Source organism: Psychromonas sp. MME2 (assembly GCF_040566515.1).
Taxonomy (GTDB): Bacteria; Pseudomonadota; Gammaproteobacteria; order Enterobacterales; family Psychromonadaceae; genus Psychromonas.
In genome coordinates this window covers 26,731-52,271 of sequence record NZ_JBEWXI010000009.1, presented here as the reverse complement: position 1 = coordinate 52,271, position 25,541 = coordinate 26,731, and the positions used below count along the sequence as shown (strand labels likewise).

Below are 25,541 nucleotides of genomic sequence, written 5' to 3'. Positions count from 1 at the left end.
GAAACGCTCACTTGTTGAAATAACAGTACCATCAAGAGCATCGGGTTCATTAAATAGATATTTAAACGCATACACGCTCGAATAACTTAGTAGCTCAAATAAAGTTAAACCACTTAATGGTTTTTGATATTTAACAACTAAATCTATACGTTCTTGATGAGAGCGCTGAAAGGCGCAACAAACAGCCACTAATTCAGACAGCTCACCAGGAATCCTTGATGCTAATTGCTTTATTTCTGTCCATTTATTACTCGATGGTCTTAATATTATCTCGGAAGCTCTTATCGCCTTCCTCATCGATTCAGGGGATCTATAGGTTAGTTGCTCGAGTAAACTAAAGTTAGATATTTTCTCAACCGAAAAGTAACGTGCTAAGGCAAGAATAAAGGCTTCTGAACTTATCACCTCAACACTTAAATCCCACAAAAACACTGACGACCAAAATAGTTGGTCATTGGTAACTACTTTTGGTTTTTTGGACTTTGCAGGTTTAGGTTTACCATCTAAATATGCTTCGATAACATCTAATATGGCGTCGTCATTACTAATCCCCTGTTTGGATAGGGTAGAAAGTTTTTGTTCGAAGTAGTTTTGTTTTACAGCGCAGTCCATAGCATTCTCAATAACTTAGATAGTCATTGAATACTAGCAAATACACTTAACTATTAAATGGTTATATTTGTAATTAGTGATGCAGTGACAAGGATAAACGCTGGTGGAAAGACTAGAATTACAGCCATTTTAATAAACATTAAAAGGGCTGTAATTCATTATCACTTATCTGAAGGTCTTTTATATATTCAGATAATAAAATGGAGACTGGTTATTAGTGATAGCCGAAACATCTTTATACAGATATTTACTACGTATCTCCTCATTGGCTATTTGACCAATAAACTCCCAACGATCTTCTTTTGTCGTTGTTCTTGAAGAAAACGTTGTCCCTGCTTTATGCCAAGAAATCACTTTATAAACTTCTTGCACTGTTCCATCAAATACCGCGAAAGCATATTCTACTTTTTCTCGGTCTGCCCCTATACGCCAGAACTGTCTTGTTGCGTCGTATAATTCATTCGCTGTATGGGAGTAACTAAAAGTATTTTTTATTTTGATTAACAATGCAGGCTCTAGAATATTCGCTTTTTCAGGGTTATAAATCGAGATCAATTTATCAATAGACATTCTGCCAATTTTTGATGAAGCATGCCCTTTTACTTGATTGGTTAATTTTTTCACATTAAGTAAGTCAATAACAGAAGCTTCCACTTTTAACGCGATATCTTCTGTCACCCCATGAATTAACAATTCAATGGTCGGCTCTTTATGATCTAATTTTATTTCATTAATCCTCTTTACCTTTTCTGACTCTTTGTTATCAGATAAGTGAGCAAAACATCGATTCCCCTTACCTTTACCAACATAAAATACTTCTTCATTTCTAGGATCTATGTAGATATAAACATAATACTGAAGGCTATCTATCATATTTTGCGGGAATTTATTTATCATATTGTTCTCATTAATGATGGCATAGTAGGAACTATATTCTTAGCGTCCAAGTCGGAGGTTTGTAATATTATCGGTTTTTTAAGTTTTGAGTAATTAACCAGTTTTCTACATTCTCATATCGCTTTTTAGAGCAAATTATTTACGTTAATAAATAAGAATAGAGATATGAAATAAACAGTTAAAAGCACGCTTTACAGAGAACTTTTATTACGTTAGATACTGGGGAACTTTGACTTCATCAGAATCCTATCTAACCGTTCGAGATTCATTGTCGAATCCCCACATATTTTGTAACCATCTCAATCGTTGTTCAATCATTGGAATCAACTTCTCTATCCAAAATGAACAGGCTATACCACCATCCATCCCGCCTCTAGCAAAGCGACTCACATAGAACTTTCCATTATTTTCTAGTGACTCTCCTGTTAAAGCATGAAACGTAGATTTTATTATACTGGCTAAATCTGAAGGATTTTCTGGAACAGATACATGACACAATGCTTGTCGCATTTCCATCCAAAGAAACAAATCTCCACGCAACCCCCAATGACCTGGAGCAGGATCAAACAAATCTGAAACAACTAACCACTCTTTTTCAAGAGCTATCGTAGCTGACTGATCAGCAAATTCACGGAGTATGGGCAAAAATCGTGATTTCCAAAACGGTGTATCTACCTGCAAGTCGAAACCTTCAGCTAGGCTAAAAATAATTTTCCTAGAAGATGTTATGTTCACCCCTGTTAATGCTCTAAATGAAGCTTCAAATCTTTTAATCAGTTTATCAGGATTCTCTGGACAACTATCTACGCCAAAAGATCCGATAAAACGGTCAGCTAACACTTGGTTACCATCGTATGCATCAAACAGATCAGGTTGAGTCGCAATAACCTTTCTAATCAATTGAGCAATGGTCATCCGCCTCTCAGAAAGAGCGTAAACTAAATCCGCCCGTTCAGGATGGTTTATAACTGCAATATTTAATGCTGTTAGTCCTTTATCCGTGGTCTTAATACGACAATCTGCCCCTAAACTTAACAACACTCCAATAACCTCTAATGTTGCTCCATGCCATGCAGCTTGATGTAAAGGAGTATAACCGTTCGATTGGCTCTGCACATTTACATACCTTGGATGTTCCCTCAACATACGAATTAACATTTCCCACTTGCCTTGATATGCCAGTAAGCTTATCTCTTTTTCATTTCTCATTTATTCACCTTTAATTACTTGATAAAAGTAAGTATCAAAACCAGATTTATTAATTGGCTATTTCAGTATTTAAATTTTTAAATAATTAGTAATTAATGAATGAGTTTCTGGCCATATAATCCGCTTTTCGTCATCAATCCTGTTAGATAAGTCTACAGGCACAATCCAAAGATTGAGTTTATCTTCACCATTCGTATCAGGGTTAATGCTAGTTCCATAACAGAAGCTAGAACTGATGGATTTTGTAAAATTTTCTGTTTGTGGGTATAGCAAAAACATATTTCCCTTGCCAGTAAGATACTTTTGACCGTAAGCAAACATCTGATAAAAATCAGCTTGTGAAAGACCGTATTTAGTAGTGCCATTATCTTTTGGATTAATCTAAGACCTTCCATTTTGTGTCTAACACGACTTCAATTTTTCTGTCTTTTACAATGAGTAAGTCAGGTTTTAATCTAAACCAGTTCTGCTCCTTATGACGCACTAATGTTTGTGATTGTATCTGCTCCTTCACCTTGTAATCAGAAGTAACCTGCTGATGAAGCAGTTTCGCAACATAGGATTCAAACACAGTTTCCATCGGAAACAATAATGATGGAGCATGACTTTTTCCCTGCATACTTTGTGGTGAAAAACCTTCTAAGATTAAACGTGCCCATTCCAACGGGCGTTGGTAATAATCCATTCCTCGATCAACTTTAAGACGTGTAAAATCGAGCTTATAATCTCGACTTTTCGGAATATCTGCAAATACAAATAACAGTTCTTGCAGTAGCTTTTGGTTTTTAGCTAATGGGTATAACTGTTTATAGCCACGAGTGCACTATGCAATAATCGGTTGGCAGGCCTATCTTGTAAAAACTCATCATATTCAACATAGAACTTATGTTTATTAATGAAGTTATAGCGAATCTGCTTGCCAACGTTTAATTTACCTTTCAAGAAGGTAAGATTATCCTCTTTAGCGATATAATCACTACGTAAACCGCGTTTTATCAAGATATTAACAGATAACAAAAACTGGCTAATAAACACTTCTAACAAAGGCATTTTTTGACTAGCGATATTGGCTTGTTTAGTCTCTATATGACGAAAGCCTTTCAAGGTTTTGAGCATCATCAACAATGATTCACGCGCTAAATCTACATCGTCACCTTGTCTACCAACTTTAGGTAATACCTCTATTTGGGTTTTATCCGGCGTAAAGATAACACCTGCATAGTTTTGTACTTGTAAGACTTCAAGTCGCTTAACACTACGTAGCTTTAATAAACGGTTCTCCTTACCATCTGACAAGCATAATTGCTTTAAGTACTGAAATGCAGGATCACTTACCAGCTTTACATTTTTATCAAGTGTTTGAGTTTCATTAATGGACTTTTCACTCGCCAGAAAGTCAAATTCAAATAGACAGACAGTTTTATTAGTCACTCGCACTCTCAACTTATTCTGTTGCATTAGTCAGCGAGCCATAAATTGATTGATATGCTTCAGGACTACTCCAAATAGCATCATCAAAGGGAGCCAATTCATAACCACTTTCCGGCTGACCAAATTCGTCAACTTGGTAATCGTTACCAAATAAATCCGCATATTCAACTGGCGATTCGCGTATAAATTGCTGTTCTTTAATCGATTTTTGGTTATCGCCAAGTACCAAACGTATTTTACTCCAATCCTCGTAAAAGTATTCTTCTAGCAGGGGAATGATCTTATTTTGGAAAGCAGACTGTAACTCACCGATAGCTATCTTTTCATTACCAGCTTTCTTCGCGTTATACGCGGGGAATAAAAAGGCATGCCCTAATGTATGTTCACGGTCATATAGTACCTCAATACGTTTATTCATCGTATCAAGTAGCTTTGTGAGATTTACACCATTAACAGAGCAGTCTGAAAACAACTCCGGTTTTGGCATCATTTCTTTAAAATCAAAACGACGACGTAAGGCTGTATCCATCATTGCAAGTGAACGGTCTGCTGTGTTCATGGTACCGATAATGTATAAATTATTAGGTACAGAAAACTTATCCCCCGAATAAGGCAGAATGACTTCAAGTTCCTCTTCTGCCTCCTGACGTTTGCTTGGTTCTATCAGCGTGATCAGTTCCCCAAAAATTTTAGAAATATTACCTCGATTAATTTCATCGATGATTAACACATGATTTTTGGCTTCTTCTAGCTCTTCTTTAGTTTCATTAAGCATCGCAGAGAGTTTTTCTCGTGAAATAACCGAATCTTTCAAGTTATATAAGGTCATTTGCGATAAAGAAGACGAAAATAGCTCTTCGATTAGCCGAGACTCTTCAAATATCATTAACCACTTAACATCTCTTTTTTGAAAATAGCTATCTCTATCATCGTTAAGACATAAATAATCGGAGGTAATTTCTGCGATGGCTTTAAATTTGTGATTGCCGTCAGAGACAATCACAATATCACCCTCCGACATTTTGTTTACCAATGTATTAACAGCCGTCACATTGTAATCTTGTGGCTTTATTTCGTAACCATTTTCAGTAAATTTTTGTTTAATTTTTGCGCTACTGTTACAACCTGAAAAGTCTATACTTTCACCATAACCTAGTAATATACAATCATTTTCAACACACTCTTTAAATACCATTTCTCCTTCGTTTGTTAAGGTATTGCCAAGCGACATTTTCCATATTTTTCTATTATCTAAGTTGTAGTGACCTGCAAGGATTGTTTTATTAATTCGTTTAGCTCTTGCACTTTCAACCGATTTTTTAAAGACACCTGATTCCACTGAGTATGTAATTTTTTTATCTTCGTCAGTTAACGCTTTCAGCCCCTCAACAAACTCTTCGTAACCGTAGCTTTGATGAAAAGTGACAAAGCGAATACGACCTTCATTACACAGATATTTATACAGCTTAGTTAATTCAGCTCGTTGAGCTGAATTAGTACCTAATTTTTCATCGATAGCTAATTCATCATATTTAACTGGATCAGCCGCTTTTACCGCTGCTTCAATAGTATGATAAGTTTTACCTGTTCCTGGTGGACCGTACAAAATTTGATTAAGTGGTGCGTCAGTCATTTTACTACCTTCATCATTATTGTTTGAATTAACAGACAAGATTTCTTCATTACTTACATTATTAGAAAAGAATGTTTCGATTTCGACTAAACCTTCTTGACAGAATTTTTCAAATTTATCTTTAATTAAATTACATAGTTTATCTCTATCTCTTTCTTGCTCTTTGGCATAATTTAAAAGTTCAGTTCTATAAATTCCACTCCATTTTTCTGTTTGCGTCTTCCTCATCGGACTAAATAAAACGCTTTTTCCTGCCAAATCAAACAGATATTCTCTAATTAATTTATCACCAGGTCCAATCGACAAGTTTAAATTTAAATGTTTTTCTCGGTTATCAAATTCAAATAGCAGTAACTTTTTAGATGGAACCTTATCAATGCTAATCTTCTTAATGCTCTCCTCAAGAGTTTGAGATATAAAACTCGGATTTCTGACACTCTTACTATGAAGTACAATTTTTTCCTTATGTTGCTCTATTAATTCAATAAGGTATTTATGTATTTCATCAATCAATTTTTTATCTATCTCACCTTTATTTGCCGATTGTGTATCTATATTGCCTTCACTTAACATCTATTTACTCTCTCGTATTATTAATTTTTTAACAAAAAAATTGAATCGCCTTAATAACAAACCTACAACATTCAAAGTAGGTAGATTATGGAAAGTCCATCTCACTTATTATATTTTTCTTAATTTTGCTCAATCAACTTCAACTCATTTCCCCAAATTTCCACTCTTTTTTTTGCGCGCGTAATGGCGGTGTAAACGAGTTGTTTGTTGATAATGGGTAGTGACTTCTCGGGTAACAAAAACAGTACCTCTTTAAATTCGCTACCTTGAGATTTATGTACCGTCATTGTAAATGCCGTTTCATGGCTTGGGATTCGGCTGGTATTAATCGCTCTAAACCCTTCAGCAGTGGGGAAATAAACACGCAGGTCACCGTCTCCATGTAAATCCAGGCACAAGCCGACATCGCCATTGTATAGTTTGGTTTGATAATCATTTTTACTTATCATGATAGGACGTCCGTGATACCAATATTGTTCACTTGGAAAGCCTAATGCTTTTTGTGCTATCTCATTTATTTTTTCTAAGCCGCTACCGCCTTGGCGAATGCAGGTTAAAACACAGAAATGTAAGAATGCTTCATTTATCGCCTCAAAGGATTCTCGTGCTTTTAATGCCTGTAAATAATCACCAAAACCCTGTTTTATTTTAATAATAATGGGATCAACTTTAGGGCAATCCCATTTTCTATATTCACTAGCAATATATTCAACCCATGCAATATCAGAAAAGGTTTCATCGGCTAATAATGTTTGTGCCGAGTCAATATCGCCATCATTAATTGCTCTGGCTAAATTGCCAATACCGCTATGGGCATCAAAACGGAAGCTATGTTGTAAAAAGACTAAATTATCAGACAATGGTTGATGACTTGCCTTCACTTTTGTCAAGTCTTCACCGCTTAAGTTAGCTAACTGCTTTGCAAAGGGTTCACTAAAACCATACTGCGCACAAATATCAGCAAATGGGCTACCTGGGCCAACGGGGGGCAATTGATCTTTATCGCCTAATAAAATGATACGCGCATGAGCTGGTATGGCATCAAGCAATTGACTCATCATAGTGGAGTCAATCATCGATGATTCATCCACCACCAAAATATCTAAGGCAAGCGGATTATGCGCATGATGACGAAACTCCACGCTTTGGTGTTTGTAACCTAATAATCGATGCAGTGTTGATGCATTGAGCGCTTGTAACTTTTGCTTGATCTCATCACCGCAGGGCAAGGGGGTAATATTGGCGCGAATAGATTCCTGCATTCGTGCGGCAGCTTTACCCGTTGGTGCAGCTAACATCACTTGAAGTTCACGTCCCCCCGTTTCTTGTGCTTCGTACAACGCTGCTAACAGTTTCAATACCGTAGTGGTTTTACCTGTACCGGGGCCACCAGAAATAACACTAAAACGTTGAAATAAAGCTAATGATGCAGCGACTTTTTGCCAGTTACCACTGCCACTTGCTTGCAACGCTGGATCAAGTGGAAATAAGCGTTGTAAAACAGGTTGCATTTTATCGCAATCAAAAGTGCTCCCCTGTTGTCTTGAAAGCTTAGCAAGTAGTGTTTCAAGCTTGTTCTTATAGTGGTAATAACGGGCTAGGTAAAGTTGGTCGCCGTCAATAATCATCGCTTTGAATTCGTTTGTTTGCCCTGCAATGCCTTGCGTTAATAATTTCTTTGAAAATGCATCGGAGATTGCAACGGATGTTTGCCCCTGTTGCAATGCACTGATTAATTGCTGTAATGCAAGTTGCACAGTGCCAATTTCAGCTTTAGAGCTGGTGCGAACAATGGCACCACTAAGGTGTTTAACCAATGACTGTGACGCATCATCTAGTTCCATCACGCTAATATTTGAGCTCATAGGTTGTTCTCCATCGTTAACGGCGAATGTACAGGTGATAACGCATTATCAATGGCACAAATTAATGCGACAGGTGGCGTAAAATGATAAATACCCTGCTGTTTTTCACCATTTATCCCCCTTATAAACAGATACCAAGCGTCACCTAACTGTGTATTGGCATCATAATTTTGTAATGTGTTTTTTAGATGGCGATGCAGTGCTACTAAATAGAGAATGGCTTGTAAATAATAATGACTGTGCGCCATTGCCCCTGTCATCGCTTGTTTGTGATAATCACTATGATGCATGCCTAGATGATTTGATTTCCAATCTAGCACATGAAAACGGCCATTTTTATCTTCAAAAACCAGATCAATAAACCCGGTTAAATAGCCTTCTATCTGTTTGTTATCAAGCTGTTTACAGGCAAAGACAAACTCACTTGGCAGGTTATATTCAGGCTTTGCAATAAGCGTGGTGATTTCACTTAGCTGTGTACAACCCGATAATAGAAATTCCATTTCCGGCAGACGCTGAAAAGCAGGCATTTGGCTTAAAATAATGTGGTCGTTATCTAAAGGCGTTTCGATGGTACTTTTTACCATCGCCATTACCGCAGGGATCCAATGATGTCGATCCTCTGATTTGCCCACATTAAATAGCGTTAACTGTTGCAGAATCATCTCCGATAGCGCGTCATCATCCTGTTTTTGGTAATCCCAAAATTCAAAAATGCCATGCAAGGCTTCTCCTGTCATCGCACCACGTGGCAACTCAAAAATAGAATAGGATCCTGTGTATCTGAATCTTCACTCTCTTCACTAAATGCATCAGCCACTTTTAGCTCATCGTTATGTAACACCACTTCTTCATTGTGTTCTTCGCTATGAGCTTGTTGCCCTTTGGTTAAACCACTAAAACTAGATTGCCACCAGCTTGCTGCTATTTTTTGTTTTGGTAATTTGGCAGATAGCAACTGCTGAGCATCACTGGAAACACGTTTTAAAGGAGATTGCATCTCAACATCGCTAATAATATGCACACTAATATCGGCGGGTATTTTACCTTGCTGTGTATCACCTTTATTAGCACGGGACTGCAGATCCAACACTGCTTGTGAGAATTTCTCAAAACTCATTGTTTTTACCGCACTCGCTAATAAGATAACAGCGTCATCCACCATGCTTTGGTCTGCATAAATCAGCCAAGCCAAGGCTGCAAATTTTGTTTTATCTTGAATATTTGGCCAGTTCAGATATAAACGAAATACCGGACGAGTCAGGGCAACATACAAAAGGCGGATTTGCTCCATTAATGATTCTGTCTGTTGGCGCTGTTTTATCTGCTCATAATCATCGCTAGAAAAATCGATGTAGGTTTTGCCATTATGGTGTGCCGATACGATTTCATCGGACTTCGGATCTTTACCGATGGCAATAAAAGGACAAAATACAATGTTATATTCAAGCCCTTTACTGGCATGAATAGTCACGATTTTTACACGCTTATTATCACTTTCTAAGCGAAGCTGGTATTCATCGTCATCACTGTCTTCACTGATTGCACGCTCTAACCAAGCAACTAATCCTTGCATACTGCCCAATTCACCCGAGAGGCTTTGGATAATCTCTGATAGATGCATTAAATCGGTTAGATAACGTTCACCATTAGCAAGTTTCATTAAACGCTGTGCAACCGAATCCCCGGTACTGTCAACCTGCTCTAACCAACAGCGAAACATACTGCTGAAACCACTCTCTAACCACATTTCTCGTAATGCCCAAAATTTCGCAAGCAACTGTTCCCATTGCTGATCATTGTGTTTCAGTTCAAAAATAGTGTGTGCCTGTAATCCCATTAGCGCATCACCTAATAACTCAACAACATGAGCTTCATTACTTGGCGTTGCGACTGCTTGCATAAGTCTTAACAAGGTTGTGGCTGCAACACTGCTCAACACTTTATCTTTACTGTTTCTAACACTGGCAATATTAAGTGCATCAAGCTCTTTTTTGACAAGATCGCCATCACGATGAGAAGGTACTAAAATAGCAAAATCTCCCGCTTCAACGGGACGAGTACAAGAGCCTTTGACAATATTCGCTTGGCCTTTTTGTGCTTTGCTTAAAATTTCTGCAATTTTAGCGGCTGTATAACGACACGATAATGGATCAGCTTCAGTACGACTAAACGGTTTTCCATCATCTTTTTCGGCTAATACAAAGGTAACTGCGCTGTCTTGGTCGTCTTTGATATCAAGGGTGGCTTTATTAATCGATTTGACCCAATCAAAGTGAATATCTTGACTGATAAAGGCATCATGATCCGTTGCAAAAATAGCATTAACACTATTGACCAAAGCAGGTGTAGAACGGTAATTAGTCCGTAATGTGTATTGATTAATTGTCTTTTTAGCAGCTTCAAAATAGGCATAAATATCCGCACCACGAAAACTGTAAATAGCCTGTTTAGGGTCACCAACATAAAACAAAATAGCATTTTCTTTCACGAATAGTGTATCAAACACCTTCAACTGTAACGGGTCTGTATCTTGGAATTCATCAATAATAGCGGCTTTAAATTGCCCACTCACCGCACTCGCTAGAATTTGTCCATTCGGACCGACTAATGCGTCGTAAACCTGTTGCATCATGTCGTTAAAACCAAGCAGGCCGAGTTCAGATTTAAGCTTAGGTAACTCGCTTTCTAAATACACTAACAATTCAGCACGTAAACGATTTAATTTCACAGCCAAGATTTCTTGCTGTTGATTATCAAGCGCTATCGCTTCATCAAGTAGAGTAAAAAAAGGATGCTTAACTAAAAAGCTGTCTTTACCTTTTTTGACCTTGCCCTTCATCGTCTCTGCGCTGCATTTTTTAGAAAAAGCACACCAATTAAAACGCTGATTATCTAATAATCCATACAGCGCATCTATGTACTGATCCTTTTGCCCTTTTCGATAAGTTGAACCATTTAAGGCGTCATCGAATGCTTGGTTAAATTGCAGCATAATGTCAGCTTGATCTGCTTGCCAAACACTTAATACTTGCTGATACAACTGCTTTTCATCACCTTGTAAAACTGGCAAATCAGGCACATTGAGGGTTACAAAGGAATGCTTACCTATATGGTCTTTAACACTCTCTAATAAACGACTTGGGCTCTGCTTTTTCTCGATTAAATAGGATAACCAAGTTTGGTCGCCTTCATTATCTGCGTCTAATTGCACTATCTTTTTGCGCCAAAAATCTTCACTAACTTGCTGACGATAAGGTGTTTCATCGGTTATCGGTTTTAGATCAAATCGTGTTGACGCTTCAAAACTATAATCATTTAATAAGCGCTGACAAAAACTATGAATGGTATAAATAGCAGCCTTATCAAACTCACTTATTGCTAGTTGAAGCTGTTTTTGAATGACACTAAAATCTTGTCCCTGCTGTGACCATTTATTCTGTAAATCGGCATAAAGATCAGCATCTTCAACCTGTTTATCACCACGCAGAAATAGCAACATATCTTGTAATCGAGAGCGTATTCGCCCGGCAAGTTCAGCAGTAGCAGCACGCGTAAAGGTCACCACTAAAATATGCTCGGGTAGTAACTGTTTTTCAACAATCATACGTAGATACAACCCCGTACTACTCCAGGTTTTACCAGTGCCTGCACTAGCCTCAACTAAATTTGCACCAGAAAGCGCAACATTGACCACATCAAAATCGATACGCGTAGCTTGCTTCGACTGTAGTTTTGTATCAGTCATATTATTTACTCTCCGTTTTCGCATCAAATGTAGTCTCAATTGGTGCTTCAAAAGCCGTTAGTAATGGCATTAACAATGTATTTGACCAATACTCAAAATGTTCACTTTCGATAGGGTTGGTATCGCGGTATAGATATTGATTCGCGGGTTTACTGCCTTCACCCGCATAATTAAACCCATCAGCCCATGCCGTTAATGCTTGCTTCAATGCGTCCTCTGGTACTTTAGGTTTCTTTTTAATCGCGTGTGCGTATTTAAAGCTACAACGATGAAAATACTCAATCGGAAAATGTTGACCAAATAGCATGGCAGCTAGCCAGTGACTTAAATACAGCTCTGCATCTTCAATAGGGCCTAACTCAGCAACCCCATCTTGGCTAATCACTTGTGTTTTTAGTGCGATTCCCGCAGGTTTCACACAACATAAAATCAGATGCTTTAACCACACCTCAATCTGTAAATAATTATGGAACCGGTCGGCAAGTACGAGATGAAATCCCTGCTCGGTGACATCTTCAATGAGCCCATGTAATGACAGTAGCGTTGTTGTTAGCCCCCCTGAGCAAAGCGATGTCACCTCATCTAATTGACTGATCAGTGGAACTTGCATCTGTAACTGAAAAGGGATGGCATCACATTCGGTTAGCGATTTATTTTCCTCAATCGCCTCAATCTGAGCGTTAAGCGTGTCAGCTTGTAATTGATGCAATAGCTGTCCGTGCATCCCATGAGGCATAGCGCCTCCTGCTTGCGCTACTTTCAGAGCACTGGCTATCAATTCTGAAGATTGGCTATTAGGGCCATTTTTAACACACTGCAATACACCTTGACGCACCGCGCTATCTGCAAAGTTTGCTAAATCAAAAGGTTCACTGTTTTCCCACTGAACACTTTCATCAAACAATGACAAACCGAGCGTTTCTCGTAGATAGCCGTTTTGTGGGTTTTTAGCAAATTGTAATAATGCTTGTAAGGATATTTCTCCTTTTATTTCTCCCGCTAAATAGCCAGATGCCAGTTCCATCAACGATTTAGTACCTAGCCCTAATTGCAGGCTGACTTGCAACCACTGCTGTGAATGACTTTGCAAAAGACCAGGCTGAAAGTTGTTTTGACTATAGGCATGCATTGGGTGTTCAATAACATCAAATGGAATACCTAACTGGCGCGCTAATTCACTTAACTCACTGACCAATACAGAGGCGGGTTTCTCTTCGGCTGTATTGATATTGTGCCCGATATAACTCACATATAGCGCCTGCTGTGTTGCGAGTAGAAATTGTAGGGTTTGATAACGAGCTAACTCCCCTGTTTTTCGATCTCCAAGCTGACTAAACTTTTCAATAAGATCAAATCCGGGCTCTCGATTTGATGTTGGCCACGCATCGTAATTCATGCCTAATAAACAGGTGATTTTTGTTGGGATACCTGCCAATGAGTTCATGCCAGCAAAATTGATTGCACCACTCAATCGGCCACTTCGACTCGCTTCAGGCAGATAAGGTTGCAGCGCGGCAGCGAAGGTTGCAATATCAACGCATTCATCAAGTTGACTGTTTTGGGCGGCGCTACAAAGCTTATTAATCGCTTCTAAAATCTGCTTATGCATTGCTTGTTCGCTATCATCGACCGCGAGCAAATCATCCATTAGGGTTAATAACAGTTGTTGCCATTGCACAAAGGTTTTTGTCGTTTGAGTGTATTGATGCCATGTAAACAGTAATTCGCAGTAATTAATCAACTCAACTAATACGTTGTAATTACTGCTATCAACTTGATCTGCAGGTAACAGATCATGTTCGCCAAATAGCGGTAAATCCGTTGAGAAAGCAACGGGTAATGCGTAACCTACTAACAGGCGATCTAGCCCTTCACGCCAACTATTTTGCAAGTCAGCAGGTAGGTCTAAATCTGTTTTATGGGCAGCATCCACTCCCCAACGTACCGATGCTTGGTCTAACCAAGTGGTAATCTGTGAAAGCTCATCTTCGTTTAATGAGAATTTATTTTGCACAAGGCGATTACGTAATAATGTTTCCACTTGCTCGCGGGTAAATCGCCACTGATAAACTTCAAGTAGTGTTTGCACACCATTTAACAATGCAGATTGATTCGCCCCTTGATTATCGGCAAATTGGTAGGGTAATAATGCATCATCTCTATCAAATACCGCACGGATAAAGGGACTGTATTTTTCTAAATCCGGTAGCGCAACCAATACATCTGCAGGCTTGAGGATTTTGTCATGTTTGAAACGATTCAGTAGATAATCATGTAACGCTTCTACTTCACGCATCGGGCTATAACAATTACTTAGTACTAGGCTGTGATCATCAGCATGGTTATTAGAATTACTTTCCTGACGCTGATCATCACGTTGTCCTTTGATAGCGACTTGTAATCGTTGTAACTTATTTTTTTGTAGTGGCATCGCTTGATCAACATTTATCGCAGTCACCGCTAAGTTATCTCGTAATACGCCCCATATCTGTTGCCAATTTGCTAGTTGAGGCGCTTCAATCGATGCCTCTGTTTGTGGGGAAAATGCAAATAGATTAACGTCCACTACCTGAGCCAGTGCGTTAAATAATTCGATTGAAACTTTTGGTAAATAACTAATTCCGAACACATTAATCGTAGCAGGCAAGGTTAATTTTTCTGGGCTCTGCGCTAAGGTTTCAATCAACTGTTCAATCAATTGATAACGCGCAGGTTGAACGGAACTTTTCACTAACTCTGCCCATAAGCCTTGTTGCCAAAGTTCATCTTCGCCTAAATTTAGCGATTGACCATCACTCCACGCATCAAGCCAATCTTGCCGAAATAGCTGGTAGTTATCAAATATCCGCGCCGTTTTAATCGCCAGTTTCATGGTGTCGACATCATCACCATTTTCAATATATTGATTTAATCGAGGGTATTGCGCACAAAAGGCTTCATCACTAAATAGCTTAAATATTCGCAGTTGTAACTGCTCAACACCAAAATCACTGTAAGCTTCTAAATTAGGTGTAATTTGCTTAACTAAATTCCAAGCAAACTGAGCGGGCAAAATGCGTTGTACATTGGCTTCAATGCCTTTGGCTTGCGCAAGCTGTAAACTTAACCATTTCGCTATTTTTATATTAGGGACAACCAATGGTTGTGACTGTAACGGGTGGTGAATAACCCCCGCATTTACTTGCAGATATTGAGTAAACAGTTGACCATAATCACTCGCAGTAAAAACATTAAGCATGCATGAACCTTTTCAGTCGGTTAAATAATAGGATAAAAAAATATGACATTATACGTGGAGATTGCCAACGCGCCTCTTTATCACTGGCGCTATAAGAAACTGATATATTTGATAAATAATCTAATTCGCGTTAATACCTAGATCGCTTGAATAGCGATTAATCTTACGCGCGATTATTCCACACCTCTCTTTGTTATTATCCAATAAACTATCAAAATAAGATATATGTAATATATATAAATAACCACTTAACTCTAATGGCGCATATTTAGAAAATAGATAAATGCCACTTTCATAGTTATAATATTCATCTCGACATTCTTCTATGTCATTAACACCAACCGGATCCCATTCAGTCCATATCAATTCACTTATATAATCCTGTAATTGTTTTTCTTTTTCACTCAGCACATCACCTTGTTGTTCACTAAACTGCTTTTCTAAACGAGATAACAATTCAATCATGCTTATATTGCAATCATATTCAAAATTAGGTTTATCAAGGTAATCAAATCTATCTTGCGCCGCCAAACAGTTGCTCATTATCTGCATCTAGTTGGGTATCAACACGGTAAGCGACCAAAACATTATCGTCTTTAGCAGCATTGTAATCCACGCAAACCACTTTATGGGTAAGAGGCTCAGGGAGTTCATTTAATGTGTAATGGCCTATCACAACAGGTTTGTCACCTTGATATTCTTGCCACCATTTCACACGTTCTTGAGTTCGTTTGGTGCCAGTTTTATCGATGAAGAACTCACCATCAGGTAACGTTCTCTCAGGCCCTTTCAATAAAATCTCACACAATTCGAATAGTTCATGTTGCTCATTAAAAGCATCAACCCAATGTACCTCTTTTAACGAGTTGTCGGCATTCAGATAAGGTTTAAGACGCTCGATTGCTTGTTCATCCCAGCAAGCATGAATCGCGTTTACCGTTTCAAAACTTAAAAACAGTGGCAAAGATTTAAACCAATCAATCCATCTATTATGCTCAGCAGAACCCTCACCAACGGCATTTAAGAAAGCTCGATGTTGTTTAGTATTTTTTTCATTATGTGGACGGCAAAACTCACCATTTTCATTTTTTGAAGCCCAGCCAATCGCATTAAACTCATGATTTCCTAATAAACAAAGAGCATGACCATTTTTCTGTAGTGACTGGACTCTTTGTAACGTAATAATATGCTGATCATTGTTAGTTTGTTTGTTATCAATTAAATCGCCAATAAAGACTAACTTCGCTGTTTTACATTCAGAGTCTGGATCTGTATCGTCAAAGTCGATTTCTGTTAATAACGCCTCTAGCTTTGTGTGTTGTGCATGAACATCACCAATAAAATATATGCTTGAAATATGATCGTCTAACTGCATTCTTAATCCTTTTAAATCAATTTAGCGAAGGGCTTTACTCGAGGGAGAGCTTTCTTTCTACATCACAATTTTTATGTTTTCTGTAATTGTCGAGAACAGTACTCATGGCTTGAAATCAGCCCTTCTGTATTATCGACTCCAACAGTGCCACCATAGGGTTCAACTCCCAATGCAAATCGACGTAGATTAACCTTAAGCTGGTACTGCTCATTCATTGGATTTTCACCACGTTTTCGCGCTTTGGCTTCAACATTGCTGTCATAATAAAAATCATATTCTTCGGGAAAAGTTTTGCTATGTAATTCATTTAGAGGGCGATTTTTCTCTGCTTCTAGCGCACATATTTCTTTATTTCTTTGCTTTTTATTGCTCATATCTTTCCCCTTTATTATTTATCATGTATTAGCACTTACCCTTTAATCAGCTTTAGCCTAATGCCTCCTCGCCAGTGAGCAAAAATGATAAGCGTTTTAACCACAATTGCAGTGAACCATCTCTCTTAAAGTTATCCCATACGCCGTCAGAAAAACGATCTTGACGAATAATTGCAGTAATACACTTAAGTGCATCGATATAACTCATATTATTAAGAAACGTGATTTTTTCTTGTCTATCCTCTAAATCGTCATGTTCCAGTGAAATACCAAGCAGATGCCTAGATTCAAAATACGGCCAGTCAAACTCAGTCAACATGAGCTTATGTTCATAGAGCGATATATATATTTTGTCGCAAAACTCTTTTCCCTCTAGCCCTTCTAAACTATCGAGGAAAATATGGCTTTGAGATACAGTCGGAACAGTCGCTAGAAGAGCAGCTGTCTCGGTTAACTTCTCCTGCCAAGCAAGTTTATCTAACCAGTGCTTAGGCAGTGCCTCTACGCCATAAAATGCCCCAGCAAGTTGCCCATATATTGCCGCAGTAGTATCTGCATCATCACCTAGATTAGCCGCTAATAGCGCGCCCTCTTCAAAACTATTCGAGTTTGCAAAAGCCCATAATGCTGCTTCTAGTGATTCAACGACAAATCCTGTTCCAAATATCGAATCTCGTGACTTGCGTAAAAACGAGCCTTCTACAATTGCCATAATATCAGGGTGTAAATCATCAAACGCAGTTGATAACCCATCGAATAAGTTTTGTTTATCAACATTCTGCTGACTAAATAACTGATACAGCAACCATGTCATTACTTGGCAAGATTGATAGGCGCGGATTTCACCATGAGTGGTTAATGAACTTTGTTTTGCAGCCTCTAACGCATCCGTTAAGTTAACCCCTTTGCTAGGCGCAAAAAAGATAGCAATGGGTGCTAAGCGCATTAAACTGCCATTACCTGCACTATAATCAGCGGTCGAGCCTGCATATGCATTACCTGTGGCGGCATAACTGCGCAACGCACTCGATACTGTATTGCCAATATCAAAACAACGCCCTGTTACTGAGTTTTCTCCCTCTTTCCACCAGCGAACATAACGTTGTATTTGATCTTCAAGGGAACATTTACCCGTTGCTAACAGGCTATCAGCAAGGCACAGAGCCATGGACGTATCATCTGTCCACTGCCCTGCTTGTAAGGAGAATGGCCCACCACCATTCATATCAGTGATCGGAGCATAACTATCTTTGCTTTTAAACTCTAAGGTCGTGCCTAAAGCATCGCCAAGTGCTAAGCCAAGCAAAGCGCCTTTTGCGCGAGAAATGAATTGTTCAGATTGGATTGGTTGCAATATATAAACGCCTTATGTGATGAGAAGGAGGACTTAGGTTACTGTTAACTGAAATCTCTCAGCAAGATAATTGTAGTATTTTTATCTGACCGCTGATAGAACTGAATACTTTAACATGTCGCAAAATCAAGCAGGTTAATCTTTACATTAGCACTTGTATTTAAAGTAAAAAAATATGCTACAAGTTAATTTAATAATTTTATTGCCTTTAAGCAAACGCTTAATTTCTTGATTGAAAATCAGTTATTATCTGCCTTAAACAAGCGTAACTTTCTGGTGATGGTTTTTTATTGTTGGCAAGTTTAAACTGAGTGACAGATATTTTTTCACCTCGAATTTTAACTTCTACGGTCGCGCGCTCAGGACTCAATAATTTATATATATAGCTACGTTCTTCAAGTAATATACGAGAGTAACTTCCTACACAATGATTCATAAAAATGCCTTCTTCAGAAAGCTCCGTGCAATTTTTTATTTGTATAAATGTTGGCAGATCGCCAATCGGACAAATTGGGAAGTCTACTTCTAATAGTTCATCATTTATTAACAAATTTTCAGTATTATCTATTGCATTTCTACGTAAAAAAGGAGGAATGTCGCGCATTGCTTCCAATGCAGCTAATCGTCCACGTTCTGAATTATTAAAACGGGTTACCCATTTATCATGGAGTTGTGTCAGTTTCTGAGAATCTTTAATTGCTAGCCACACTTTCGGCTCAAATGTTTTATCTAAAGCACGATGCAACCGATGAAGATCATCATAAGTTTCACTAAAGTTTGCGAAGCGGATTAAATTATGCTGAATACTTTTGTCTGCAATTATTTCATTAAGCAGTAACTTACTATTGATAAAATAAGGACGTTTATGAATGATCCTTAAGGCAATCATTGAAACGCTTTTCCAATGATTAAAAGCATTAATTACACGGGTATCTTTAAGCATTTTTAACAGCAATAAATACTCACCTTCACTGCCATTAATTAACTTAATTTTATTAACGAGCTTAACAAGTCGTTTTGACTTAATTCCAAATAATATTTCAACAATGTTTGCTCTTTTCAATTGTAATATTTTTGCTACTTTTGAGGCAGACCAGTTTGCATACCCAGCAAAACAAATGACTAGCCAGCATAGATTTGGAGAGCGTAATAAAATGGCTTCTAATTTAGGATATTGCGCAACTAATCTTAATAAAGAAAACTGTTTGTAGCTAAAACAAGAAACTGCCTGACGTATTGGTAGCGGAATTTCATTAACAAATAATTCAACTGCATCACGCTGTTCACTACCATAATTGTCCTCGTCAGATGCTAAAAAAATGCCTGCATCTTCCTCTTCAAGTAACCATCGGTCTTCTTCAACAGTAAAAAATTGTAAGCCATCAGACCAATTAGTAATTTTAAATTGAGTGTCATAGCCACTTCGTAGCGTAACGACCAACTCACCGGAATCACCTAATTCAACACGGTTTTGATCAAGCATCGATTATTCCTTTAATACCATCAAGATTGGATCACAATTCAATATCTTAATTAAATAATTAATTGCATTTAACTTACCTACTTAGTATATGTACACAAAAGCGACATGCAATGGCTGGATACATTGTCATGTCGCTTTTTCAGGCAGCAACTATGGAGAAATTGATGAATAAAGAAATAAGCAAGTCAATTAGATGGGAACAATTACTTCGTTACCAACTTATTGAAATTATGGCGCTATGGGAAGGCAGAATTATCACAAATCATCTACGTGGTGCTTTTGGCATTGGTCGGCAGCAAGCTTCGAAAGATATAAACTCTTACATTACACAATATCCGAACAACCTTGAGTATGATAAAAAAGCAAAAGGTTATATACCTTCAAAGACGTTTCAGCCTCAATTTACCATAGGTACTGCAAATGAATATTTGCAACTTCTGAACAGTAATAAAGCATTAAAAAGTGTTTTTGAAAAATCAGAAATGCCAGCTTCTTATACCGAGGTGTTAACCGCTCCAAGTCGATCTATATCTTCAGATATTCTGCGCCCGCTCATCAAATCTTGCCGTGAGAAATTACGTCTAGAAATCACTTATTGTTCGATGACCACTCCGGAAGGAGAAGAAAGAATCATCTCACCACATAGCTTAGTTTTTAGTGGGTTACGCTGGCATGTTCGTGCTTATTGTGAAAAACATCGCGACTACCGAGATTTTGTCATTAATCGTATTTCATCAGTCGATGAAGAGATGGGAGAAGCCATTGAAGATGATCAAAACGATTTGCTATGGCATCAAAAAATAGAGATTGAGGTTTGCCCTAATCCAAATTTAACCACGGCTCAGCAGGCACTTATTGCTCGAGATTATAATATGGATAATGGCGTGTTAACTTTGCTTGAACGTGTTTCAATAGTTCAATATGCACTTGACCAATTACACGTTTATTGCGGTGAAGTTGATGCCGACAATTTTGAACATTTAGTTTTAAAAAACCGACAGCAACTCTTCGAATACATAAAATGAAATCACAGTTAGACAGAGTTATATACTTGAATCTATGACAGGATAATAAGCATCTCCCCATAATGTGTCAGGATTATCCATCATAATTTCGATGATTATAGGGACAAGTTTGCCTAATAAATGACAACCGTCTCTCATCTGTTCACGATTCACTTTACTTTCATATGTTGCACCACCATGAATTAACTGATTACGCATTGTATAGATACGATCAAATAATATGGCTAACACATTTGCCGTATTTTCTTGCCCTAACGCTTTATTAGCATAGCTCTTCGCTTGGTTAAAACGTGATTTCCATTGTTCTTCGGTGATAAGCCCATTTTGAAAATCCCAAAAAGGCTGAAATACATATTCATTATCTAATAATATCCGTATCGCACCTGCAAACTCTTGCCAAACAATTGTGGATAATCGACTCTTTTTATCTAACTTGCATAATTTATTGATGAATTTATCGAAAGTTTGGTGTTCTGCAATGCGATAAGCTTTATCTACATCGTTTGCATAGGCCGAATTGAATGCTATCCATAAAAATATGAATTGTGCATCATCATCTCCTTGGCAAGCTTCAGCCTTTTTAAGCCAGCTTAGTGCTCGATGTACTCTCAAACCAAGATTGTCAGGATAAGCATGCCTTTCATCACGCTGACGAGCTTTAAGTTCAGCAAAACAATTCATTTAAAACACCAATCAGTAAGTTAGTTAATAGTGAATGGCTGATATTACTAAATTACACATCAATTTTATCAAGCCTAAGTCAAAAATATGAGTGTCATTTATATTTTTTAGATAGACATTCATCTTTGTTCGTATATGGATGAACTCAGGACTATTTCAGTCTATGCTAATAAACTCAACGGACCTTGTCTGATAACTGATTAACCACCTTGCATCAGGTAGACGCTACTGATGATAAACCATTGCTTTAAGAGAACAACCTCCTTCCAGCTTACCAAAAAAAAACAATCACTTAGATAGTCATCAAAATTCAATAAATATTGCTAATTATCAGTAGGTTATGTTTTATATTAGTAATACAATGAGATTGATAAATGCTGGTGGTAAGTTTAATGATTATCTATTTAATACACTAAGGAGTATTAAAATATTTAAATCAAAGGACATATTCGATATTTTTTATCGCTTGAATTTGTTCCATTAATAATCGTATTCTAGTTTTTTAGAAACCTATATTACCAATGTGCATATACCCATATTCGGGTTATTAAAGGAGTCTATTATGCACAATAAAGCACAACACAATTATCCTCACCAGCAACCTATGACCGAGCATCAAATTTTAGAAAATTCAGCAGAGATCATTGATAATAAATTTACTGAGAAAAATGCATTAACAATATTTGACGTTCGCGTATTGGACAATATCGTAATTGACCGTGATCCTATTTCATTTGCTGAGCGAGGGTTAATCTAATGGATATTAAATTTAATCAAAGTGTCATTAAGATATCGAACCGATTGTTCGCGGTATTAAAACAAGCAATAGAGCGTCAAGTTGTTAAAAGGGAGGTTTCACAGATTACCTTTAATTACCGTGATAGTAGTTATTCCTGTGACGCTGGTGGTTATCACCCTGTTGAGATAGCACTACAAAAAGACCAGGAAAGTAACAGTTGGAGTTTGTTATACATTACGGACTTTTGTTATTACGGTCACCCGTACGCAGAGCTATGCAAAGATCTCGACTTTGATTTTGAAACCGAGTTTTTCATGGGTGTTTATACCCCTCCCCGCCCAATGAGCCAACCAAGTGTTAAAGAGATATATAACCTTTGGCAGGATAACTTTTTAAGTTACCTGGAATATGGTGCGTTTGATGAAATAGAGGTGAATGCATGTTGATGAAAACTCAAGTTCCTAATTTAGCCTTTTATGAATCAGCAAATAAGGAAGCAGACTATGCCTGAAGTCCAAGCAGTGAAAAGTCTTGATACGGTTAAGCTCATTAGCCATCTATTAGAGAGAACCTATAGTAAGCAAATGTCTGATGTGTGGAATGTAGGATTAAACCTTGCTCTACGGATATCTGATTTACTTTCCATTAGGTTTGATGATATTAATGGTGATCGGCTGGTGGTCAAAGAATCCAAAACAGGAAAATTAGCGAATATTAAACTAAATCAGAAGGCTATTAATACCATTGAGCAAATACAAACTGAACATCCTGACCACATTTATCTATTTCAATCTTATCGTAATCAACAAGCCTTGAATAAAGATCCTAAACCAATCACTAGAAGAGCCGTATCTCAAGCCTTTGCTATGATAGGTAAGGAAGTCAATGTATCGTTAGGAACGCACTCAATGCGTAAGACAAGAGGCTACCATCTATATCAAAAGACTAAAGATATAGCACGAGTAATGAAAATGCTTCGCCACTCTTCTGAAGGCGTAACACTACGTTATATTGGCATTACACAGGATGATGTTGATAAAGACTTTGTTGATTTGGAGATTTAACAATCACTATATTCCACAACTGACTACACCATAACAGTAATAACTAAATGATAAGGACCGTATATGTGTACGGTCCTTATCATTGCAACCTAGCTTTGTGCTTCTAAATCATCACGCTTAGCAACACGCTCTAACATCCAATCGTGAATTTCACTTTCAATCCAGGCCACTGCTCGGTCCCCTAATGATACGGATTTAGGGAAGTGTTCGTTCGCAATATATTTATAAACGGTAGCACGACCCAAACCAGTGATATTCATTACTTCTTTTAATCTGATGAATCTCATGAGAATTATCCTTATGTTATTTCCTCATGCAATTGCTCGGTTCTGTTTTTTTTCACGTATTGAATAAAGTTCAAGATTATTCGAAGCCTATATCACTTCTATGCATGGTCCCGCTATTGGGTAATCAAAGGAGAGAGTGATGCACACAAAATCAAACCACTGTTACGAATTGAATAAACCAATGAACGAACACCAAATACTGGAAAAAGCGGCTGAAATCATTGCTACTAAGTTTGCTGGTGGCGATATGTTTACTGATGCAAAAGCAACCAAGGATTATTTAACCTTTAAATTAGCTAATTATGAAAAAGAGGTGTTTGCTGTAATGTTGTTAAATACCCAGCATCAGCTGATTGAATACCGGGAGCTATTCTTTGGCTCGATAGATAGCGCCAGTGTTTATCCGAGAGAAGTCGTTAAGACAGTGTTAGAAGTAAATGCCAGTGCAGTGATCTTCGCCCACAACCACCCATCCGGCATTGCGGAGCCCTCAGAGTCTGATAAGCGTATTACCAGGCGGTTAGTCGATGCTTTAGCACTCATTGATACTCGAGTGTTAGATCATGTCGTGGTTGGCCGAGAGTCTGTCTCATTTGCTGAGCGGGGCTTGATCTAATGGATATAAAATTAAAGCAGGGTGTTTTTTATCGATGCAGTAAGTTGTTTATTGATTTAGGTCGGTTTCTCAAAGAATGTGTTATCAAGATCTGTCACAAGCTGTTTGCTGTTTTAAGGAAAGCTATCAAACAAACCGTTAAAGATGATATTTTGCAATTCATATTTAACTATCTTGATAGCCCTTACCTTCGAGAGTCAGACAGTTATGATTCTGTTGTGTTATCTAAGGCAAAAGGTACATTCAATGGAATTGAGTTCAACCGTGACGGCGATTCATATGCAGGGATGGTTGGAGAGTTCGACTTTGACTTTAGCTCCGAAACGCCTTTTGTTCCTTACTCACAACTAAGTTTAATAATCGCTCATATCAAAGCTATTTTTAAATTGTGGGTGAACGACTTTTATAACTTTCTAAAATATGGTGTTTTCTATCCGATAAAGCTGAATGCCTGGTGAGGCTCATTTCAACTTCCCAATTTAGCATTATGGGAACTTGCAAACCCTTATGTAGCAAGGGTTTGCTCTCGTCCGCCCCTCTCAAGTACTCAATTCTTCGTTTCATGATAAAAAAGGAAGTTGATTATGTCTGAGGATCAAGCAGTGAAGGTTTAACACTTGGTCATATCAGTATTACTCACAAATAATCTTGATAAAGACGTTGCTTAAATAACAATTTAACCACCTATTTAAATTCCATTCTAGCCTGTGCATAAAGCACGGGCTTTTTTATATACAAAATTCAAAAGGAACAAACCATGCCATATTTGACCCGTGTTAATACAACACAAGAAGTTGATTTAGAAATAGATCTGATTGAGCTGGCATATAACCATGTCGATTCGATTCAGGACTTAGAAACGCTATTGGAAGGGATATCATCACACACTGTTGAACAGTATAAAGACAGTCTTAAAGAAAAATCGAAAGAAGAGATTTACGATAATATAACTTGTACCCAAAAATTAGCTGAATTTATTGATAATATCGCCGATTCAATTACAGATGACTATCGACAAAATATCATTGATGAAGAGATTAACAAGCGACCTGTGGATATAGTTGATGCAACTTGCTCTGCTACAGATGATGAACTGCAAGATCTACTTATTTGCATATTGAATCAGCATCCTAAAGCACTACATCAATTTCTAACAAGTCAGCACAAGGTAGTAAAGCTTGCGATGATTGAGAGTGCACAGGCATTGCTGAAGGAGTTAGAAGATTACTTCTAGAGTGCACCTTGAGGGGGGATTCGCCTCCCCCTATTCTATATTATACTGAGGTTGTTAGCTGAACCTCCAATCTTATCAAGTCAGAAATGGTTATCAATGGTGA

24 protein-coding genes and 1 pseudogene are annotated in these 25,541 nt (G+C 37.8%); 7 read left to right on the top strand and 18 right to left on the bottom strand.

Annotated features, from left to right (window positions below):
* The 16 genes and pseudogenes from AB1A03_RS08465 to AB1A03_RS08390 form a co-directional block, all read right to left on the bottom strand.
* Positions 1-612: pseudogene (locus AB1A03_RS08465) on the bottom strand (hypothetical protein); the annotation flags it as partial.
* A 180-nt stretch (positions 613-792) separates the two neighbouring features.
* On the bottom strand, positions 793-1,509 hold the full coding sequence (locus tag AB1A03_RS08460) for an LEM-3-like GIY-YIG domain-containing protein (RefSeq protein ID WP_354624241.1): 717 nt from the start codon (positions 1,507-1,509) through the stop codon (positions 793-795).
* A 246-nt stretch (positions 1,510-1,755) separates the two neighbouring features.
* Entirely contained in the window at positions 1,756-2,718 is a 963-nt protein-coding gene (locus AB1A03_RS08455) for an ankyrin repeat domain-containing protein (protein WP_354624240.1), read from the bottom strand.
* 69 nt (positions 2,719-2,787) lie between these two features.
* The gene (locus AB1A03_RS08450) at positions 2,788-3,099 is read right to left on the bottom strand and encodes a 5-methylcytosine restriction system specificity protein McrC (RefSeq protein ID WP_354624245.1); all 312 of its coding nucleotides are present in this window, start codon (positions 3,097-3,099) and stop codon (positions 2,788-2,790) included.
* A complete protein-coding gene (locus AB1A03_RS08445; RefSeq protein WP_354624243.1) occupies positions 3,095-3,460 on the bottom strand; it encodes a 5-methylcytosine restriction system specificity protein McrC in 366 nt (121 codons plus the stop codon). Before AB1A03_RS08445 ends, AB1A03_RS08450 begins: the two co-directional genes overlap by 5 nt.
* A gap of 47 nt (positions 3,461-3,507) precedes the next feature.
* Positions 3,508-4,149, bottom strand: coding sequence for a 5-methylcytosine restriction system specificity protein McrC (locus AB1A03_RS08440; RefSeq protein ID WP_354624239.1), 642 nt, complete (start codon positions 4,147-4,149; stop codon positions 3,508-3,510).
* 13 nt (positions 4,150-4,162) lie between these two features.
* Positions 4,163-6,355 carry a DUF8426 domain-containing protein gene (locus AB1A03_RS08435; RefSeq protein WP_354624238.1) on the bottom strand — a complete coding sequence of 731 codons (2,193 nt, stop codon included), beginning with the start codon at positions 6,353-6,355 and terminating at the stop codon, positions 4,163-4,165.
* 119 nt (positions 6,356-6,474) lie between these two features.
* On the bottom strand, positions 6,475-8,220 hold the full coding sequence (gene recD / locus AB1A03_RS08430; RefSeq protein ID WP_354624236.1) for an exodeoxyribonuclease V subunit alpha: 1,746 nt from the start codon (positions 8,218-8,220) through the stop codon (positions 6,475-6,477).
* Positions 8,217-8,960 carry a PD-(D/E)XK nuclease family protein gene (locus AB1A03_RS08425; protein ID WP_354624234.1) on the bottom strand — a complete coding sequence of 248 codons (744 nt, stop codon included), beginning with the start codon at positions 8,958-8,960 and terminating at the stop codon, positions 8,217-8,219. Before AB1A03_RS08425 ends, recD begins: the two co-directional genes overlap by 4 nt.
* Positions 8,957-11,968: a UvrD-helicase domain-containing protein gene (locus AB1A03_RS08420; RefSeq protein WP_354624233.1), complete on the bottom strand. Its 3,012-nt coding sequence runs from the start codon at positions 11,966-11,968 to the stop codon at positions 8,957-8,959. The genes AB1A03_RS08425 and AB1A03_RS08420 overlap by 4 nt, the downstream gene beginning before the upstream one ends.
* A gap of 1 nt (position 11,969) precedes the next feature.
* The gene (locus AB1A03_RS08415) at positions 11,970-15,206 is read right to left on the bottom strand and encodes an exodeoxyribonuclease V subunit gamma (RefSeq protein WP_354624232.1); all 3,237 of its coding nucleotides are present in this window, start codon (positions 15,204-15,206) and stop codon (positions 11,970-11,972) included.
* 120 nt (positions 15,207-15,326) lie between these two features.
* Complete coding sequence (locus AB1A03_RS08410; protein ID WP_354624231.1) at positions 15,327-15,737, bottom strand: hypothetical protein; 411 nt, start codon at positions 15,735-15,737, stop codon at positions 15,327-15,329.
* Positions 15,721-16,581 carry a metallophosphoesterase gene (locus AB1A03_RS08405; protein WP_354624230.1) on the bottom strand — a complete coding sequence of 287 codons (861 nt, stop codon included), beginning with the start codon at positions 16,579-16,581 and terminating at the stop codon, positions 15,721-15,723. Before AB1A03_RS08405 ends, AB1A03_RS08410 begins: the two co-directional genes overlap by 17 nt.
* Positions 16,582-16,652: 71 nt before the next feature.
* On the bottom strand, positions 16,653-16,955 hold the full coding sequence (locus AB1A03_RS08400) for a hypothetical protein (RefSeq protein ID WP_354624228.1): 303 nt from the start codon (positions 16,953-16,955) through the stop codon (positions 16,653-16,655).
* A 52-nt stretch (positions 16,956-17,007) separates the two neighbouring features.
* The gene (locus tag AB1A03_RS08395; protein ID WP_354624227.1) at positions 17,008-18,309 is read right to left on the bottom strand and encodes an ADP-ribosylglycohydrolase family protein; all 1,302 of its coding nucleotides are present in this window, start codon (positions 18,307-18,309) and stop codon (positions 17,008-17,010) included.
* 220 nt (positions 18,310-18,529) lie between these two features.
* Positions 18,530-19,792: a PcfJ domain-containing protein gene (locus AB1A03_RS08390; protein ID WP_354624225.1), complete on the bottom strand. Its 1,263-nt coding sequence runs from the start codon at positions 19,790-19,792 to the stop codon at positions 18,530-18,532.
* Positions 19,793-19,902: 110 nt separating this feature from the next.
* Here AB1A03_RS08390 and AB1A03_RS08385 point away from each other — a divergent pair, with 110 nt between their 5' ends.
* Complete coding sequence (locus AB1A03_RS08385; protein WP_354624224.1) at positions 19,903-20,817, top strand: helix-turn-helix transcriptional regulator; 915 nt, start codon at positions 19,903-19,905, stop codon at positions 20,815-20,817.
* Positions 20,818-20,835: 18 nt separating this feature from the next.
* Here AB1A03_RS08385 and AB1A03_RS08380 read toward each other — a convergent pair whose 3' ends face one another.
* Positions 20,836-21,498 carry a hypothetical protein gene (locus tag AB1A03_RS08380; protein WP_354624223.1) on the bottom strand — a complete coding sequence of 221 codons (663 nt, stop codon included), beginning with the start codon at positions 21,496-21,498 and terminating at the stop codon, positions 20,836-20,838.
* A gap of 562 nt (positions 21,499-22,060) precedes the next feature.
* Here AB1A03_RS08380 and AB1A03_RS08375 point away from each other — a divergent pair.
* From AB1A03_RS08375 to AB1A03_RS08365, 3 genes are read left to right on the top strand one after another with little or no spacing between them, the layout of a single operon-like run.
* A complete protein-coding gene (locus tag AB1A03_RS08375) occupies positions 22,061-22,255 on the top strand; it encodes a Mov34/MPN/PAD-1 family protein (RefSeq protein WP_354624246.1) in 195 nt (64 codons plus the stop codon).
* Positions 22,255-22,683, top strand: coding sequence for a DUF2787 family protein (locus tag AB1A03_RS08370; RefSeq protein ID WP_354624222.1), 429 nt, complete (start codon positions 22,255-22,257; stop codon positions 22,681-22,683). The genes AB1A03_RS08375 and AB1A03_RS08370 overlap by 1 nt, the downstream gene beginning before the upstream one ends.
* Positions 22,684-22,740: 57 nt before the next feature.
* Positions 22,741-23,301, top strand: coding sequence for a tyrosine-type recombinase/integrase (locus tag AB1A03_RS08365; protein WP_354624221.1), 561 nt, complete (start codon positions 22,741-22,743; stop codon positions 23,299-23,301).
* 89 nt (positions 23,302-23,390) lie between these two features.
* On the opposite strand, the gene AB1A03_RS08360 is transcribed toward AB1A03_RS08365, so the two are convergent.
* Positions 23,391-23,588: a helix-turn-helix transcriptional regulator gene (locus AB1A03_RS08360; RefSeq protein ID WP_354624220.1), complete on the bottom strand. Its 198-nt coding sequence runs from the start codon at positions 23,586-23,588 to the stop codon at positions 23,391-23,393.
* A 139-nt stretch (positions 23,589-23,727) separates the two neighbouring features.
* Here AB1A03_RS08360 and radC point away from each other — a divergent pair, with 139 nt between their 5' ends.
* The 3 genes from radC (at position 23,728) to AB1A03_RS08345 (ending at position 25,438) form a co-directional block, all read left to right on the top strand.
* Positions 23,728-24,204 (top strand): RadC family protein, encoded by a 477-nt coding sequence (gene radC, locus AB1A03_RS08355; protein WP_354624219.1) that lies wholly within the window; start codon positions 23,728-23,730, stop codon positions 24,202-24,204.
* A complete protein-coding gene (locus tag AB1A03_RS08350; RefSeq protein ID WP_354624218.1) occupies positions 24,204-24,662 on the top strand; it encodes a DUF2787 family protein in 459 nt (152 codons plus the stop codon). Before radC ends, AB1A03_RS08350 begins: the two co-directional genes overlap by 1 nt.
* Positions 24,663-24,961: 299 nt before the next feature.
* Positions 24,962-25,438 carry a hypothetical protein gene (locus AB1A03_RS08345; protein ID WP_354624217.1) on the top strand — a complete coding sequence of 159 codons (477 nt, stop codon included), beginning with the start codon at positions 24,962-24,964 and terminating at the stop codon, positions 25,436-25,438.
* The last annotated feature ends 103 nt before the right edge of the window (positions 25,439-25,541 follow it).